General features: G+C 40.6%; 17 protein-coding genes. 14 read left to right on the top strand and 3 right to left on the bottom strand.

Annotated features, from left to right (window positions below; all coding sequences use genetic code 11):
- A complete protein-coding gene (locus B2906_RS10825; RefSeq protein ID WP_286939635.1) occupies window positions 1–1,131 on the bottom strand; it encodes a Gfo/Idh/MocA family protein in 1,131 nt (376 codons plus the stop codon).
- A 67-nt stretch (window positions 1,132–1,198) separates the two neighbouring features.
- Between B2906_RS10825 and B2906_RS10820 the strand changes: the two genes are divergently transcribed.
- The gene (locus tag B2906_RS10820) at window positions 1,199–2,830 is read left to right on the top strand and encodes a M28 family metallopeptidase (RefSeq protein WP_286939633.1); all 1,632 of its coding nucleotides are present in this window, start codon (window positions 1,199–1,201) and stop codon (window positions 2,828–2,830) included.
- Window positions 2,831–2,870: 40 nt separating this feature from the next.
- Here the strand turns inward: B2906_RS10820 and B2906_RS10815 are convergent, their stop codons facing one another.
- Together B2906_RS10815 and B2906_RS10810 are read right to left on the bottom strand one after the other, a co-directional pair.
- Window positions 2,871–3,098, bottom strand: coding sequence for a hypothetical protein (locus tag B2906_RS10815; RefSeq protein WP_144606406.1), 228 nt, complete (start codon window positions 3,096–3,098; stop codon window positions 2,871–2,873).
- Window positions 3,099–3,116: 18 nt separating this feature from the next.
- Window positions 3,117–3,659: a hypothetical protein gene (locus tag B2906_RS10810; RefSeq protein ID WP_286939630.1), complete on the bottom strand. Its 543-nt coding sequence runs from the start codon at window positions 3,657–3,659 to the stop codon at window positions 3,117–3,119.
- A gap of 322 nt (window positions 3,660–3,981) precedes the next feature.
- Here B2906_RS10810 and B2906_RS10805 point away from each other — a divergent pair, with 322 nt between their 5' ends.
- The 13 genes from B2906_RS10805 (at window position 3,982) to hisIE (ending at window position 16,270) form a co-directional block, all read left to right on the top strand.
- A complete protein-coding gene (locus tag B2906_RS10805; protein WP_144606408.1) occupies window positions 3,982–5,394 on the top strand; it encodes an anthranilate synthase component I family protein in 1,413 nt (470 codons plus the stop codon).
- Complete coding sequence (locus B2906_RS10800) at window positions 5,391–5,957, top strand: anthranilate synthase component II (RefSeq protein ID WP_286939621.1); 567 nt, start codon at window positions 5,391–5,393, stop codon at window positions 5,955–5,957. The genes B2906_RS10805 and B2906_RS10800 overlap by 4 nt, the downstream gene beginning before the upstream one ends.
- 121 nt (window positions 5,958–6,078) lie before the next feature.
- Complete coding sequence (trpD, locus tag B2906_RS10795) at window positions 6,079–7,089, top strand: anthranilate phosphoribosyltransferase (RefSeq protein ID WP_286939619.1); 1,011 nt, start codon at window positions 6,079–6,081, stop codon at window positions 7,087–7,089.
- A gap of 9 nt (window positions 7,090–7,098) precedes the next feature.
- Window positions 7,099–7,917 carry an indole-3-glycerol phosphate synthase TrpC gene (gene trpC, locus B2906_RS10790; RefSeq protein ID WP_286939618.1) on the top strand — a complete coding sequence of 273 codons (819 nt, stop codon included), beginning with the start codon at window positions 7,099–7,101 and terminating at the stop codon, window positions 7,915–7,917.
- Complete coding sequence (locus B2906_RS10785; protein ID WP_286939617.1) at window positions 7,917–8,555, top strand: phosphoribosylanthranilate isomerase; 639 nt, start codon at window positions 7,917–7,919, stop codon at window positions 8,553–8,555. Before trpC ends, B2906_RS10785 begins: the two co-directional genes overlap by 1 nt.
- Window positions 8,556–8,567: 12 nt before the next feature.
- Entirely contained in the window at window positions 8,568–9,746 is a 1,179-nt protein-coding gene (gene trpB, locus B2906_RS10780) for a tryptophan synthase subunit beta (protein WP_144606418.1), read from the top strand.
- Window positions 9,747–9,887: 141 nt separating this feature from the next.
- Window positions 9,888–10,661, top strand: a complete 774-nt coding sequence (gene trpA / locus B2906_RS10775; protein ID WP_144606420.1) for a tryptophan synthase subunit alpha — start codon at window positions 9,888–9,890, stop codon at window positions 10,659–10,661.
- 87 nt (window positions 10,662–10,748) lie between these two features.
- Window positions 10,749–11,768 (top strand): 3-deoxy-7-phosphoheptulonate synthase, encoded by a 1,020-nt coding sequence (gene aroF / locus B2906_RS10770; RefSeq protein WP_286939604.1) that lies wholly within the window; start codon window positions 10,749–10,751, stop codon window positions 11,766–11,768.
- 364 nt (window positions 11,769–12,132) lie between these two features.
- Window positions 12,133–12,915, top strand: a complete 783-nt coding sequence (locus tag B2906_RS10765) for a phenylalanine 4-monooxygenase (protein ID WP_286939602.1) — start codon at window positions 12,133–12,135, stop codon at window positions 12,913–12,915.
- A 153-nt stretch (window positions 12,916–13,068) separates the two neighbouring features.
- Window positions 13,069–13,665, top strand: a complete 597-nt coding sequence (hisH, locus tag B2906_RS10760) for an imidazole glycerol phosphate synthase subunit HisH (RefSeq protein WP_286939600.1) — start codon at window positions 13,069–13,071, stop codon at window positions 13,663–13,665.
- A gap of 158 nt (window positions 13,666–13,823) precedes the next feature.
- Window positions 13,824–14,537: a 1-(5-phosphoribosyl)-5-[(5-phosphoribosylamino)methylideneamino]imidazole-4-carboxamide isomerase gene (hisA, locus tag B2906_RS10755; protein ID WP_144606429.1), complete on the top strand. Its 714-nt coding sequence runs from the start codon at window positions 13,824–13,826 to the stop codon at window positions 14,535–14,537.
- 189 nt (window positions 14,538–14,726) lie between these two features.
- Complete coding sequence (hisF, locus tag B2906_RS10750; RefSeq protein ID WP_286939591.1) at window positions 14,727–15,482, top strand: imidazole glycerol phosphate synthase subunit HisF; 756 nt, start codon at window positions 14,727–14,729, stop codon at window positions 15,480–15,482.
- A gap of 191 nt (window positions 15,483–15,673) precedes the next feature.
- Entirely contained in the window at window positions 15,674–16,270 is a 597-nt protein-coding gene (hisIE, locus tag B2906_RS10745; RefSeq protein WP_286939584.1) for a bifunctional phosphoribosyl-AMP cyclohydrolase/phosphoribosyl-ATP diphosphatase HisIE, read from the top strand.
- Window positions 16,271–16,273 lie beyond the last annotated feature (3 nt).

Below are 16,273 nucleotides of genomic sequence, written 5' to 3'. Positions count from 1 at the left end.
TTATTTGAAATAAACAGTCTTTCCTGTTTCAGCGCTTTCTTTTGCGGCTTGCAAAATATCCATGACGATCATGTTATTCTCCAAAGAGTACAGATCAAAAGGAGGAAGTTGAATTTCATCCCTGATTACGGCTTTCAATAGTAAAAATGGATCTGGGTAGGGAGCTGGTAATTCCGGTAGCTGTAATGTGCGTTCATCAAATCCATCATAGCCTTCTGCCAGTCTGATTCGAAGTTGATGTCGATTATCTGCGAAAATAGCCCCAGTTTCCCCGTAAATTTCCATGTCTTTTCTTCCTATTGGCCAATTCCAAGAAGCTTGAATGATCACTTGAGCTGTTGAATAATTTACGATGATTGTGGCATCATCTTCCACTTTGGGGTTATTTTCAGGTTGCAGTTGCTGAGTGATTGCAGTAACTGAAATAGGGCTTTCACCATTCATTAACCAAGTCATTAAATTGGCACCATAGCACCCAAAATCCATCAAGGCGCCTCCACCATTTAATTTTGGATCTGTTAGCCATTCCAGAAACTCCGGCCCAACGCCAATTTTTTTCGGGCCTCGATGGCCATCTCTTACGATTACCTTTTTGACATTGCCTATTTCACCCGATTCCAATAGTCTTTTAGCTTCATGATTGCTGGGATACCAACTCGTTTCATAATTGGTCAATAAATGAATGCCATATTGACTAGCCATTTCCTTCATTTCCAAAGCATGCTCTTTACTGACAGCAAGAGGCTTTTCAACCATCACATGAATTCCTTTCGGTGCAGCCGCTTTTACAATGGCTAAATGGGAAAAAGTATCCCCAAAAGCAGCCACTGCTTCAGGATGGCTTTTCTCCAGCATTTCATTCAAGTCATCATACACCAAGCTCATCGAGAAGCCATATTGCTTGGAGTACTTCTCCGCCAGCTCCCGGTTTGACTCGCTTATCCCAACTATTTCATAATCCCCTCGATTCATAGAGGAAAGTACCCAGCCCACATGTCCATGGTTCAGACCTGCAACGGCAAGCCGAAGTTTAGAGGTCTCTTGGCCCAAAGAGTCAAAACCTCTCAGAAAAAATAAAAGAAGCAAAGAAGTTCTTAAAATCGCCTTCATAATCAAATAGGTGCTATTCATTGGACTGGGTTTTTGGTATGTTTGATTTGCTTGATATTGCTTAAATTACTGGTCAAAAATCCAAAATATGCGAAAAACTTTATTCTTCCTCTCAATTTTAGCAGCCCTTGTGAGCTGTTCTGAAAATCAACCTTACCAATTTACTGTTTCTGACATTGAAACACATATAGACACACTTTCTTCTGACTACTTTTTGGGTCGTATGCCTTTCACAGAAGGAGAGGAAAAGACCGTGGCTTACCTGGTCAATGAATTTCAGAAATTAGGTTTGGAGCCCGGAAATGGAGATTCCTACATTCAAGAAGTACCCATGGTATCTATTTTGACCCAGCCATCAGAAACCATGGAAATTCAATCTGCCAAAGAAAAAATTTCCTTAAATGGCTTGCAGGACTATGTTTTTTGGACTCAAAGGACAGACTCAGCGGTCAGTTTTCAGGATGCAGAAATGGTATTCGCTGGATTTGGGATAGTAGCTCCTGAGTACGGTTGGGATGATTATAAAAATATTGATGTGAAAGATAAGATCGTTGTCGTGTTGGTCAATGATCCAGGTTTCGGAACAGAAGATGCATCCTTTTTCAAAGGGAATACCATGACTTATTATGGAAGGTGGACTTATAAATATGAAGAAGCCATTCGTCAGGGAGCTTTGGGATGTTTGATTGTTCATAATACTATCCCAGCCGGTTATGGATTCAATGTGATTCAAAACTCCTGGAATTCATCCAAGCTTTATTTGGATGATCGAGGAAAGGAAGGTTATAAGTTGGCCTTTGAAGGTTGGGTTACTTTGCCTACCGCCAACAGGCTTTTTGAAATGGCAGGTTTGAACGAAAGAGAATTGCTGGCAAAAGCGAGAAAACCGGACTTTCAGGCAATTCCATTAAATCTCAAGGCAAGTTCTTCTATGAAGGTGGAGGCAACCAACAATACTTCCCAGAACGTGGTCGCTAAATTGACTGGTGAACAAAATCCGGATGAATACATTGTTTACACTGCCCATTGGGATCACTTGGGAGTGGGCAAACCTGATGCAAGCGGAGACAGTATTTATAATGGGGCTTTGGACAATGCATCTGGTACGGCAGCACTTTTAGCCTTGGCAAAAGCATTCAAAGAATCCAAGACTCCTAATCGATCGGTGATTTTCTTGGCGGTAACCGCAGAGGAGCAGGGACTTTGGGGTTCTGCTTATTATGCTCAAAATCCGATTTATCCTCTGGAAAAAACTGTGGCCAATATCAATATGGATGGAATTAATCCCTATGGCAAAATGAAAGATGTTTCAGTGATAGGAGTTGGGCAGTCCGAAATGGAGGAATTATTAGATGTTGAATTAGAAAAATTAGGACGTTATTCTGCGCCGGAACCTAATCCGGTTGCTGGTTATTATTTCCGCTCAGATCATTTCAATTTTGCTAAAGTTGGAGTCCCTGCTTTGTATTTTCATACAGGTATCGACCATGTAGAAAAAGGGAAAGAGTATGGAAAAGAGCTTCAGGATCAATATACAGCTGAATATTATCACAAGCCTTCAGATGAATATGATTCCAGTCGATGGAATTTGGATGGTGCCGTTGACGATGTACAACTTCTATACAACATCGGACAAAATCTGGCTAATTCTAATCAATGGCCATCTTGGAAACCCGGCTCCGAGTTTAAGTCTATTAGGGAAGGATATATGAAGAAGTAAAAAAACATAAAAACCCCAAGCAAATTGTTTGGGGTTACTTTTATGACTTTGCCAATAAAAGCTGAAACTCCAAGGGGCTGCAAGTCTGAAACTCATCCTCGGCAAGATCTTCGAAAATTTCCTCGTCGAATTCCATTTCCGTCTTTTCTACTTTACCATCAGGATGTAAAATCAACTCTGTTCCGGTAAAATCGGAGGGATTAACCATCACCAAAACTTGATAATCATCAAAAATCCTCTTGAAATATTGTGCGATTGCCTTTGCCATTTTTTCTTGCAAAGAAAGTTAATGCATCCTAACTCTGGTAGTAGTACTTTTAATTATTATTTCAGCAGGTGGACTCTGTGTTTCTCTAATTCGTGAAAAAAGGAAATGCGCTTGTGTTAAAAAGTCACTTTCCTGATATGTCATTGAGTGGCTTACAGCATGATTTTCCACGACAAATAAAGGACCATATGGGCCTATAATCTCATAGCCATTTGGATTGCGAATTCTTTTAATTTTTACCTCTCTACCATCCGAAAACTCAAATCTTGCATTTCCAAAAAAATAGCTACCTCTGCCCCTCGCTATTTCTTTCCCAGTTTCTTGGTCAACAATTCTCGCGAAAGGTAATACGGGTCTGTTTTTATGGAAAAAAAGTCGATATGTTTTATCTCCATTTTCTAAATCTGCAAAACGAAAACCTGGATCTATTTTCATTTTAACTTCATTTTCACCCTCATATGCTACTTCCAGCAAGGGAACTTTCCATTTGGAATCAGTTTGAGAAAAAGCCTGGGAAGTGAAAAGAAACAAAAAAATCAAAGTGCTAAATATAGTTCTCATAAGGGTAAGGGGTTGATTATCTGTAAGTACGGAATGCGATTTTTAAAGTTTAGTATGAAATTCCAATAAGGACTTGTCTGGCAATGGAGATGGATTGGATTATTTTTTCTGAAAAAAATCAATCAAGACTTTTTCTTTTGAGATCCATCCCTAAATTTGCCGAACGATATGAATACAATAGCAAACAAATACTGGTGGTGGCATTTTGAATCTTTCCCGGGGAAAGCACAGAAAGCCCTTGCCTAAAATTGAATGCAAGAAGATATAATTGGCTTACTGGACTTCCCGGTAAGCCTTTTTTTATGCCAAAATTTAACCACGAATGAACCACGTAAAATTTCCGATTTTAACTACTTACCGCAAAAGGCTGGCGGACACCATCACCCCGGTAAGTATTTATTTACAAATCAGGGATAGATTTGCCAATCCGATTTTATTGGAAAGCTCTGATTATCATGGGCAGGAAAACAGCTATTCCTATATCTGTTTTAACCCATTGGCCACTTTTTCATTCAATGCCGGAAAAGTACAGGAAAAGCTACCTAATGGAGATGAAAATCATTACGAGGTAAGCTCCCAAAAGCCTTTGATGGATTCCCTAAGAGCATTTGGAAATAGATTCGACCCTTCTCCAGATAAATTTAAGTTTAGTACCAACGGACTTTTTGGCTACATACAATACGATACAGTGGGCTGGTTTGAAGATATTAAACTCGAGAAGACCCAAGAATCAGAAACTCCGATGATGCACTATGCAATGTATCAAAACATTATCGTAGTGGATCATTATAAAAACGAGTTGCACTTATTTGAGCATAGAGTTCCGGGGGCTGAAAACCCAGAATATTTGGAGGAAATCGAGCAGCTTCTGAACAATAAGAATATTCCTGCCTACACCTTCAAAAAAATAGGTGAAGAAGTATCAAATTATACAGATGAGGAGTTTTTGAAAGTTTTGAATCAGGGAAGGGAGCATTGCTTCCGTGGGGATGTATTTCAGATTGTAGTTTCTAGAAGATTCACTACTGAATTTAAAGGGGATGAATTTAATGTCTACCGGGCACTCCGTTCCGTCAATCCATCGCCTTATCTTTTCTATTTTGATTATGGTTCCTTCAAGGTTTTTGGCAGCTCTCCGGAGGCCCAGATCGTCGTCAAAAATAAGAAAGCAACCATTTTTCCTATCGCAGGTACTTTCAGAAGGACTGGGAATGATCAGGAGGATGCTGCTTTGGCGAGAAAACTATATGACGATCCAAAGGAAAATTCTGAACATGTCATGTTGGTGGATTTGGCTAGAAATGATCTTTCCAGATCTTCGGATGTGGTCAATGTAGATGTTTTCAAAGAGATTCAATATTACTCTCATGTGATTCATTTGGTGTCCAAAGTTACGGGAGAGTTGCCTGATGGAGCCAATCCTCTTCAGCTGGTAGCGGATACTTTTCCTGCAGGAACCTTGAGCGGAGCGCCTAAATATAGAGCCATGCAATTGATAGATCAGCTTGAGAATGTGAGTCGACAGTTTTACGGTGGAGCTATCGGTTACCTAGGATTCAATGGAGACTTCAATCATGCGATTTTAATCCGCTCTTTTGTCTCCGAAAACAATCAATTACGATTTCAGGCAGGTGCAGGAGTAGTAGCCAAGTCTTCCATTCCATCAGAATTGCAGGAAGTGGCGAATAAGTTGGAAGCATTGAGAGTAGCACTTAGAGCAGCAGAACAGATATGAAAATCCTGGTACTCGATAATTACGATTCCTTTACGTATAACCTGGTTTATCTGGTTAGAAAGCTGGGTTATGGAGCGCAGATGGATATTTTCAGAAATGATAAAATCGGTCTGGATGAGGTGGATCAATATGATAAAATTTTGCTCTCTCCGGGTCCTGGTGTTCCATCTGAAGCCGGGATTATGCCGGAGCTATTGAAAAAATATGCTTCCAGTAAGTCTATTTTGGGAGTGTGCCTGGGACATCAGGCGATAGGTGAGGCCTTTGGAGGCAGTCTGATTAATTTGTCCGAGGTGCTCCATGGAGTTTCTTCTCAGGTAAAAACTCAGAAGGACTTGCTTTTCGAAGGAATCTCCGATACTTTTAGTATTGGTAGATATCATTCCTGGGTAATAGATGAATCCACCCTTTCTCAAGACCTGGAGGTGATTGCCCGTACATCCGATCAACAGATCATGGCCGTGCGACACAAACAGTTTGCCGTTCGTGGAGTTCAGTTTCATCCTGAAAGTATTCTGACTGAACATGGCACTCAAATCATTAAAAACTGGCTGGAATCTTGATAATCAAGGTTTTGATCCCCAAATAATATTGCTATGAAATGCCCATGAGAATAGCTCCTCACGCAAGGGAATGATTAATCAGGGCATTCCATCTGACCATAAAAAATTAAATTATAAACAGATGAAAGAGATACTCAATCTCCTTATTGAACATAAAACATTAACCCAGGCTCAGGCCCGAGAGGTATTGAAAAATCTGGCTTCAGGTGCTTACAATTCCTCTCAGGTAGCCTCTTTCATGACCGTGTACTTGATGCGCTCCATTACTGTGGAGGAGTTGAAAGGCTTTAGGGAAGCCATGCTCGAGCTTTGTATTCCGGTTGAAATCTCTGAATACGATGCCATGGACCTCTGCGGAACAGGTGGGGATGGGAAGGATACATTTAATATTTCCACCTTGTCCTCATTTATAGTAGCCGGAGCCGGTCAAAATGTTGCCAAACATGGAAATACCGGTGTTTCTTCCATCTGTGGTTCCTCTAATCTACTAGCTTATTTCGGCTATGATTTCACCAATGATATCAGCGAAATCAGAAGATCGCTGGATGAAGCCGGAATTTGCTTTTTGCATGCCCCGCTTTTTCACCCGGCCATGAAAAATGTTGCCCCGATCAGAAAGGAATTGGGTGTCAAAACGTTCTTCAATATGCTGGGACCAATGGTTAATCCTAGTTTTCCGAAAAAGCAATTGGTGGGAGTTTTTAGTCTTGAGCTGGCTAGGTTGTATGCATACCTCTATCAGGAAAGCGAAGCCCAATTTTCCATCTTACATGCATTGGATGGGTATGATGAGATTTCTTTGACTGGGGATTTTAAAATGATATCCAATTCGGGAGAAAAACTCTTTAAGCCAGAGCAAATAGGTTTATCCAGATTGAAGGCTGAGTCTATCAAAGGTGGAGAGACGGTAGAAGAATCCGCTAAAATCTTTGAAAATATCTTGAAGGGTAAAGGAACCAAAGCCCAAAACGAAGTGGTTATTGCCAATTCAGCTGCGGCTTTAGTAACCGCTGATTCTAATTTATTCTTCCCAGAAGCCATTGCACAGGCAGAGCAGGTCTTGCTGAGTGGTAAAGCCTTGGAGGTTTTCAAAAGTCTGGTCAATCCTAAAACCTCAATTTCATTCGCTTAATAATTGAATATGAATATTTTAGAAAAAATTATCGTAGATAAATATAAAGAAGTAGCCGAGCGAAAAAGCTTGGTTCCTGTCAAGCTTCTGGAAAAGAGTACCTTTTTCGAGGGAAAAGTAGTTTCCATGAAAAAGTATGTCACCCATCCGGAAAAGTCTGGGATTATATCAGAGTTTAAAAGAAAATCACCTTCCAAAGGAATGATCAACGGAGCTGCTTCTGTGGAAACCGTCAGTATCGGTTATATGCAGGCGGGAGCTTCTGCTTTGTCCATTTTAACAGACAAGGATTATTTCGGAGGCAGCAATGAGGATTTGAAAATTGCGAGGAAGTTCAATTTTTGCCCTATTCTGAGAAAGGATTTCGTGGTAGACGAATATCAGATCATTGAAGCAAAATCCATCGGAGCTGATTGTATCTTATTGATTGCGGCTGCTTTGGAACCTGAGAAATTAAAGTCCCTAGCCTACTTTGCTAAGAGTTTAGGCTTGGAAGTACTGCTGGAAGTACATGATGGAGATGAGTTGGCTCAAAGTATCAATGATGGAGTAGATTTGATTGGGGTGAACAATAGAAATCTAAAGACTTTTGAAGTCAGTATTGATACCTCACTCGAGTTGGTTGATAAGATTCCTTCTTCATTTATCAAGATTTCAGAAAGCGGAATTTCGGATCCTAATACGTTGATAAAATTGAAGAAAGCAGGTTTTGATGGATTTTTGATTGGAGAAAATTTCATGAAATCCAGCAGACCGGAGCAGGCTGCTTATAATTTCATCAAGGATTACCAGAAATTGGCTTCGGCTACAGAATTTCAGAAAGCTTAATGGAGATCAAGGTTTGTGGGATGCGGGAAAGTGAAAACATCCGGGGTTTGATAGCAGAAGTCAGACCGGATTGGATGGGGTTGATATTCTATCCCAAATCACCCAGGTATGTAGAGGATAGTCTCGCACCTCAAATCTCTGAAATGAATGTTCCCAAAGTAGGGGTATTTGTTAATGAAAGCATCCCTGAAATTTTGGAGAAAATAGTGAAATTTGACTTGGCTGCCATCCAGCTTCATGGATCGGAAATGCCCGAATTTGTGGAAGAAATCAACTCCAAGACTGATGTTGAGATTTGGAAAGTGGTTTCGGTTGGGGAAGAGCTGGATTGGGAAGATTTAAAACCTTACGCTCCTCTAGTGGACAAGTTTCTATTTGATACAGCTACCAAAGCACATGGGGGTTCAGGGAGAAAATTTGATTGGAAGTATTTGGAAACTTATCCCTTCAACAAAAGCTTCTTACTGAGTGGAGGAATAGATCAAGACAGTGCTAAGGAGATCTGGGATTTGGCAGAAAAAGTTCCGCAATTAAAAGGGGTGGACCTCAATTCCAAATTCGAAATTAGTCCTGCCTTGAAGGAAATAGAAAAACTGAAAGAATTTAAACAAAATCTGCTTTCTGAAAAGAGAGCATAACCTAGAGAAGATATGATCAGAGTGGACGAAAAGGGCTTTTATGGCAAGTTTGGAGGAGCATATATTCCTGAAATGTTGCATCCCAACATCGAAGAACTTCGCGATAATTATGAGGCCATTGTAGCTTCAGAGGATTTTCAAAAGGAGTTTCAGATGCTGTTAAAGGATTTTGTGGGCCGTCCTACCCCTTTATACTTTGGATCTCGTCTTTCTGAGAAATACGGGGCAAAAATTTACCTGAAGAGAGAAGACTTGTGCCATACAGGGGCACATAAGGTCAACAATACCATAGGGCAGATTATTCTGGCCAAAAAGCTGGGCAAGAAAAGGATAATTGCCGAAACAGGAGCAGGTCAGCACGGAGTGGCAACTGCTACTGTTTGTGCTTTGATGGGAATGGATTGTACTGTCTACATGGGTGAGCTGGATATCCAAAGACAGCGCCCGAATGTGGAGCGTATGAAAATCTTGGGAGCTAAGGTGGTTCCGGCAACTTCAGGTTCTAAGACATTGAAGGATGCCACCAACGAAGCTATGAGACAGTGGATTAATAATCCTGTAGATACTCATTACATCATAGGCTCTGTTGTAGGACCGCATCCTTATCCGGAAATGGTTGCGCGCTTTCAGTCCGTGATTTCTGAGGAAATCAAGTGGCAATTGAAAGAAAAAGAAGGAAGAGAAAATCCTGATGCAGTTATAGCATGCGTTGGAGGTGGATCCAATGCTGCAGGTGCTTTTTATCATTACTACAATACTCCGGAAGTTCGCCTGATTGCAGCTGAAGCCGCTGGATTGGGTGTGAGTTCCGGTAAATCCGCCGCCACCACAGCCTTAGGTACCCCGGGGATTTTACATGGATCCAAAACTTTATTGATGCAGACGGAAGATGGGCAGGTAGTAGAGCCACATAGTATTTCTGCTGGCTTGGATTATCCTGGAATAGGTCCCGTTCACGCTCATTTATTTGATATCGGACGAGGAGAATTTGTGGCTGTGGAAGATGAGGATGCCATGAAAGCAGGGATAGAGCTGAGTCGATTGGAGGGAATTATTCCTGCGATCGAAACAGCCCATGCACTTCATGCTCTGAATATGATAGAATTCCGCAAGGATGATGTCATTGTGATCAATCTTTCAGGAAGAGGCGACAAAGATCTGGATACGTATATCAAGTGGGGGAATTATTGATTTACGAGGTTAAGAAATTCTCAAGCCTCATTTTAAAGGCATTGGATTTTTCCAAAATGCCAGTAAAAAGATAGGCGCCGTAAATCGTAACTCTCAAATCATCCTTTTCAAAAGATTCAATTTAAAATAGCACTTTAGCTAATGAACCGAATACACAGTTTATTCAAAAACAAACAGGAGCGGGTACTCTCCATTTATTTTACAGCCGGATTTCCAAAACTGGAAGATACCTTGTCCATCATGGAAGCTATACAGGCAGGGGGAGCAGATATTATTGAAATCGGTGTTCCTTACTCTGACCCAATCGCGGATGGCCCTACCATCCAGGATAGTAACCAAATTGCCTTGGAAAACGGTATGAGTTTGAAAAAGCTTTTTCAGCAATTGGAAGGCTTCCGTTCTAAAATTGAATTGCCGGTGGTATTGATGGGATATCTTAACCCGATCATTCAGTATGGCATGGAGGCATTTTGCAAAAAGTGCCAGGAAGTGGGAATCGATGGATTGATTCTTCCCGATCTGCCGATGCAGCAATATTTGGATGAATTCAAATCTGTATTTGAGCAATACGGATTGGTAAATACCTTTTTGATTTCTCCCCAAACTTCTGAAAAGCGAATCCTTGAAATCGATCAGAATACAGATGGCTTTATCTATATGGTATCATCTCATTCGATTACAGGAGCCAAGAGTGGGATCAGTGAGGAGCAAATTTCTTACTTCAAACGTGTTCAGGAGATGGGACTTAAAAACCCTCGTCTGATTGGTTTTGGTATTTCAGATGCAGAAACCTTCTCCACCGCATCAAAGTACAGTCACGGAGCAATCATCGGTTCTGCTTTTATCAAAACTGTCAAAGACTCAAAAAATTTAAATCAAGATATCCAAGCTTACCTTCAATCTGTTCTGAATTGAAAAATTGCCTAATTCTAAAATCACCTTTCAATTAAACATGATAGCTCCGAAGTCTCGTAAATCGAACTTCGTAAATCAAAAATCGATATGATTATTCAATTACAACCCGATATTTCATCCAAGCAAAAAGAGACTTTAATAGAAAAAGTCAATGGAATCGGATATAAGACTACAGAAGTAAAAACACAATTGGGAGATTACCTGATTGGAATTGGTAAAAATGAATTTGATATCCGCAAAATCGGCCAGCTCGATGGCATCAAGGATATCCATATTGTATCAGATGAATATAAGCTGGTCTCAAAAAAGTGGAAAGCCAAGCCAACATCAGTGGATTTGGGAGATGGAGTGTTTATTAAGGATGGGGAAATGGCCATCATAACCGGACCTTGTTCCATAGAGTCAGAAGAGCAAATTCGAAAGGTAGTTGCCCATTGTGTAGAGAATGGTATTCGAATGATGCGTGGAGGTGTGTTTAAACCAAGAACTTCTCCCTATGCATTTAGAGGGATGGGAATTGATGGATTGAAGTTATGGCATGATATCGCTTCCGAGGCCGGAATCAAGATAGTGACCGAGGTCATGCAGACTTCTCAAATCGAGGAAATGTACCCATATGTGGATATTTATCAAGTGGGTGCCCGAAACTCTCAAAACTTCAATTTGCTTGATGAGTTGGGGAAAGTAGATAAAGCTGTGATGATCAAGCGTGGGATTTCCGGGACCATCGAGGAGCTTTTGCAATCTGCTGAGTATGTGTTTTCCGGTGGAAATGAAAAATTGATTTTGTGTGAAAGAGGGATCAGAACTTATGAAAAGGCATCCAGAAATACCTTGGATTTGAACGCGATTCCTATTTTGAAAGCCAAGTCCCATCTTCCAGTGATTGTAGACCCTTCTCATGGAATTGGAATTCGTTCCTATGTGCCGCAAATGGCCTTAGCAGGTGTAATGTCTGGAGCGGATGGTATCATCTATGAATCCCATGAGATTCCTGAAAAGGCCTATTCCGATGGACAGCAAACCTTGGATTTTGCGCAAAGTGCACGATTGGCTGCGTGGATTCGGGAAAGCTTCGCTATGCGGAAAACATTTGACCTCCTATAAAATAATTTGCTTGGAATCTATCAAATTGTGTAAATTCGAGGCATAATTTAAAATCGTGAATCCAACACCAAGAACCTACGTACATCATTCTCATTATCCTCTCCAATGAAGGAATAGGAATGTTATGGTTTTTTGGTAACATATAAATAAGCCTATTCCAATTCTGGGGTAGGCTTTTTTGTTTAAAAGCTCATGTGAGCTAAGCTGCTTTTCCGAAAGAATCTTGAAACATGATCAGTTATGAATCCTGCTTCAGGAGATGCAGGATGGCAGAATACCAGGTATCAGGATAACTGAAGTTAGCAGGTTGGGAAAACTTAAAATCAAGGAATAGAGTTAGAAAATATATAAACCCGAATATAAAATGACTGATAAACCAAAAGACTGGGTATTTAGCGACCCGAGATTACAGGATCTCAAACAGGATTATGAGGCATACACCGAGGAAGACTTTAAAGTCTGGAAAATCTTATACGAAAGACAGATGCCAAATCTGCCTAAAGCAGCTTCACAAGCTTATTTGGATGGGGTAAAAATTGTCAATTTCACAGCGGATAAGATCGCAAACTTTGAAGACCTGAATCAAATCTTGAAAGATACCACCGGTTGGGCAGTACAAGTAGTTCCCGGATTGATTGACGATGATTTATTCTTTGGTTTGTTGAATAACAGAAGATTTCCTTCTTCCACTTGGCTTAGAAAAATGGAGCAGCTAGATTATCTGGAAGAACCTGATATGTTCCATGATGCTTTTGCTCATATGCCTATGTTAACGAATCAGCATTATGTGGATTTCTTGGAAAAACTTTCAGGAATTGCATTGAAGCACATCGATAATCCTTGGGCGATTCAGTTGTTGAGTAGGATTTATTGGTTTACAATTGAGTTTGGCTTGATTAGAGAAAATGGGGAGCTTAAAATTTATGGTGCAGGGATATTGAGCTCCAAAGGAGAGACGAAATTTTCCTTGTCCGATGAACCTGCTCATTACCCATATGATGTCAAGCGAATTATGAATCAGGAATACTGGAAAGACAAATTCCAGGATAAATATTTTGTCATCGAAAGCTTTGAGCAACTCTATAATTCCATTCCTGAGATTGAATCGGTTTTGGAGGAGATGCTGACTAAAGAAGCGAGAAGCTAGAGACGAGAGGCTAGAAACGAGAAAAAGAAATTTTGTCTGATAGCCGATCTGATTACAGAAATAAAATACTTGGCTTTAAATAAAACAGAAATCAAAATGTTGGAAGATTAGAGATTGATGGATTACTTCCGTCTCCGGTCTTCCTTCTTACTTATGAAAATAGCCGTAATTAAATACAACTCCGGCAATGTACAGTCGGTCTTGTATGCATTGGAGCGATTGGGAGCAAATGCTGAGCTCACAGACGATCCTGAAAAAATCTTAAAGGCCGATAAAGTTATATTTCCGGGGCAGGGTGAGGCCAGTACAGCGATGACTTATTTAAAGGCCAGAAAGCTGGATCAACTAATTCGGGAAATCAAGCAACCATTTTTGGGTGTTTGTTTGGGTTTACAGTTGCTTTGCGAGCATTCAGAGGAAAATAATACTGATTGTCTTGGCATTTTTCCGGTGAAGGTCAAGCGTTTTATCCCTGAAAATTCTCAGGAATTTAAAGTTCCACATGTGGGTTGGAATGAGTTGGAGAATTTGGCTGATAATCCTTTGCTGAAAAATTTGCCAGATACCCAGTTTTTGTACTACGTACATAGCTACTATGCAGAATTGAGTGAAGCAACGATTGCTACAACTCATTATATCCATGATTTCACGGCGATTCTCCATCGGGATAATTATTGGGCCATTCAAGCCCACCCAGAGAAAAGCAGCACCGTTGGGGAGAAGCTACTTTCTAACTTCTTAAGTATTTAAACTAAATTATGATTTACGATTTTTGATTTACGACGTCTTTCTTTATATCAGCTGTATTTTACAAATGGATTCCTGCTTGATATAAGGATTGAGATTCCTTTTCACCTCGTAAATCGTATTTCGTAAATCGTCAACACGCTCAAATCTTTCATTCTCCTATGTACATCATCCCCGCAATAGACCTTATAGATGGCAAGTGCGTTCGCCTCAGTCAGGGCGATTATAGCAGCAAAAAAGAATACCACGATGATCCTGTTGAAATGGCCAAGCGTTTCGAAGATGCAGGAATCCAAAGACTTCACTTAGTGGATTTGGATGGAGCGAAAGCCAAACGCATTGTCAATGATCAGGTGTTGTTGGATATCACCCAAAAAACCAGTCTCAAAGTGGATTTTGGAGGTGGAGTTCAAAGTGAGGAGGAAATTGAAAAAGCCTTTTATCTGGGCGCTTCTCAAGTGACTGGAGGTTCGGTAGCTGTGAAGAAGCCTGAGATGTTCAAATCCTGGCTCATCACTTATGGGCCGGAAAAACTCATTTTAGGAGCAGATGCAAAGGACCGAAAAATCGCCATTCACGGTTGGGAAGAAACTACTGAGCAGGATTTGATCCCTTTCATTCAGTCTTATTTTCAATTGGGAGTTCGCTATGTGATCTGTACTGACGTAGCAAAAGATGGCTTACTTCAAGGCCCTTCTACGGATTTGTATAGAGAGATTTTGGAAGAAATGCCAGACTTGAAACTGATAGCCAGTGGAGGAGTTTCATCGGTCAAGGATTTAGAAGAACTGGAAAAAATCGGAGCCTATGGGGCAATTGTTGGAAAAGCCTATTATGAGGGAAAGGTGAGTTTGGAGGAAATGGCAGCCTTTTAATGTATGATTTACGATTTTGGATTTACGACTTCAATTGGACTTTAATCCTTTAATCAGTAATCTCAACCTTGAGTTTCTAGGTTTGAGGTTCCTTAAAATCTCGTAAAACGTCATTCGTAAATCGTAAATAAAAAAAATATCGAACACCGAACTTCGAATGAAGAATAATGAAGTTTTGAATACTATAAAATGTTAACAAAGAGAATTATCCCCTGCCTTGATATCAAAGACGGACGAACTGTCAAAGGGGTGAATTTTGTCCAATTGCGAGATGCAGGGGATCCGGTGGAGTTGGCGAAAGTCTATTCTGAGGAGGGAGCTGATGAACTGGTGTTTTTGGATATTACAGCTACGGTCGATAAGCGAAAAACTTTGGCCGAGTTGGTAACCAAAGTTGCCATGGCGATCAATATTCCTTTTACCGTCGGTGGAGGGATTTCTACAGTGGAAGATGTGAAAGTCTTGCTGAATGCAGGTGCAGATAAGATTTCCATCAATTCTGCTGCGGTCAAAAATCCCAAAGTAATTGATGAAATGGCACGGGAATTTGGTTCACAATGTATTGTGGTGGCAATCGATACCCGTGATGTAGATGGAACAGATTATGTGCACACGCATGGGGGAAGAAAGCCAACCCTTTTGCAAACGCAGAAATGGGCAAAGGAAGTAGCTGATAGAGGAGCAGGTGAAATTTTGCTTACTTCCATGGATCATGACGGAACAAAGGCAGGTTTTGCGAATGAGATAACTGCTGAGATTTCATCTGCACTTTCTATTCCTGTGATCGCATCCGGAGGTGCGGGCACCATGCCGCATTTCAAAGATGTGTTTACCTTTGGAAAAGCAGATGCAGCTTTGGCAGCCAGTATTTTCCACTTTAAGGAAATCCCTGTTCCAAGCTTGAAGGAATATTTGATTGGAGAGGGAATTTCAATTAGAAAATAACCTTTGAGGTCTTTAAGTCCTCGAAGGTTTTAATTTATTATAGAAGAAATACAATCGAAATATCGTAGAAATATACCCTGACAAGTCAGGGTGAAATAAATATGGAGTCAAATTAATGGTTATTTCAGGCCGATTTATCGGGCAATATTCCGACTTTATTTCCACTGTATTTCTGTAAAAAAAGAAAAAACATGAATATCGACTTTTCAAAAATGAACGGCCTAGTACCAGCCATAGTCCAAGATGCTATTTCCGGTAAAGTCTTGATGCAGGGCTTTATGAATGAGGAAGCGCTGGCAAAAACACAAGAGACTGGAAAGGTGACTTTTTTCAGCCGCAGTAAAAATAGATTGTGGACGAAAGGTGAGACTTCAGGAAATTTTATGGAGTTGGTTTCAATGGCTGTCGATTGTGACGGAGATGCTATTTTGGTCAAAGCCAATCCTCAAGGCCCTGTTTGTCATACCGGCTCGGATACATGTTGGAATGAGGAAAATTCTTCCAAAACCGGTTTCATCGATCAATTAAGAGCCATTATCAAGGATCGAAAAAATAATCCTTCTGATCAATCCTACACGGCTTCTCTTTTTGCCAAAGGCATCAATAAAGTGGCTCAAAAAGTAGGGGAGGAAGCGGTGGAAATCGTGATTGAAGCCAAGGATGACAACAAGGAGCTATTTCTAGGGGAAGCAGCGGATTTGCTATTTCACTATCTCGTTCTTTTGGAGGCCAAAGGCTATGAATTGGATGAAGTGATGGAGGTGTTGATAGAGCGGCACAAAAAGTAAAGT

It is taken from the genome of Algoriphagus sp. UBA3586 (assembly GCF_002376385.1).
In the GTDB taxonomy this organism is placed as follows: Bacteria; Bacteroidota; Bacteroidia; order Cytophagales; family Cyclobacteriaceae; genus Algoriphagus; species Algoriphagus ornithinivorans.
Note: the sequence above shows the minus strand (reverse complement) of the source record. Positions and strands in the feature narration are given on the sequence as shown.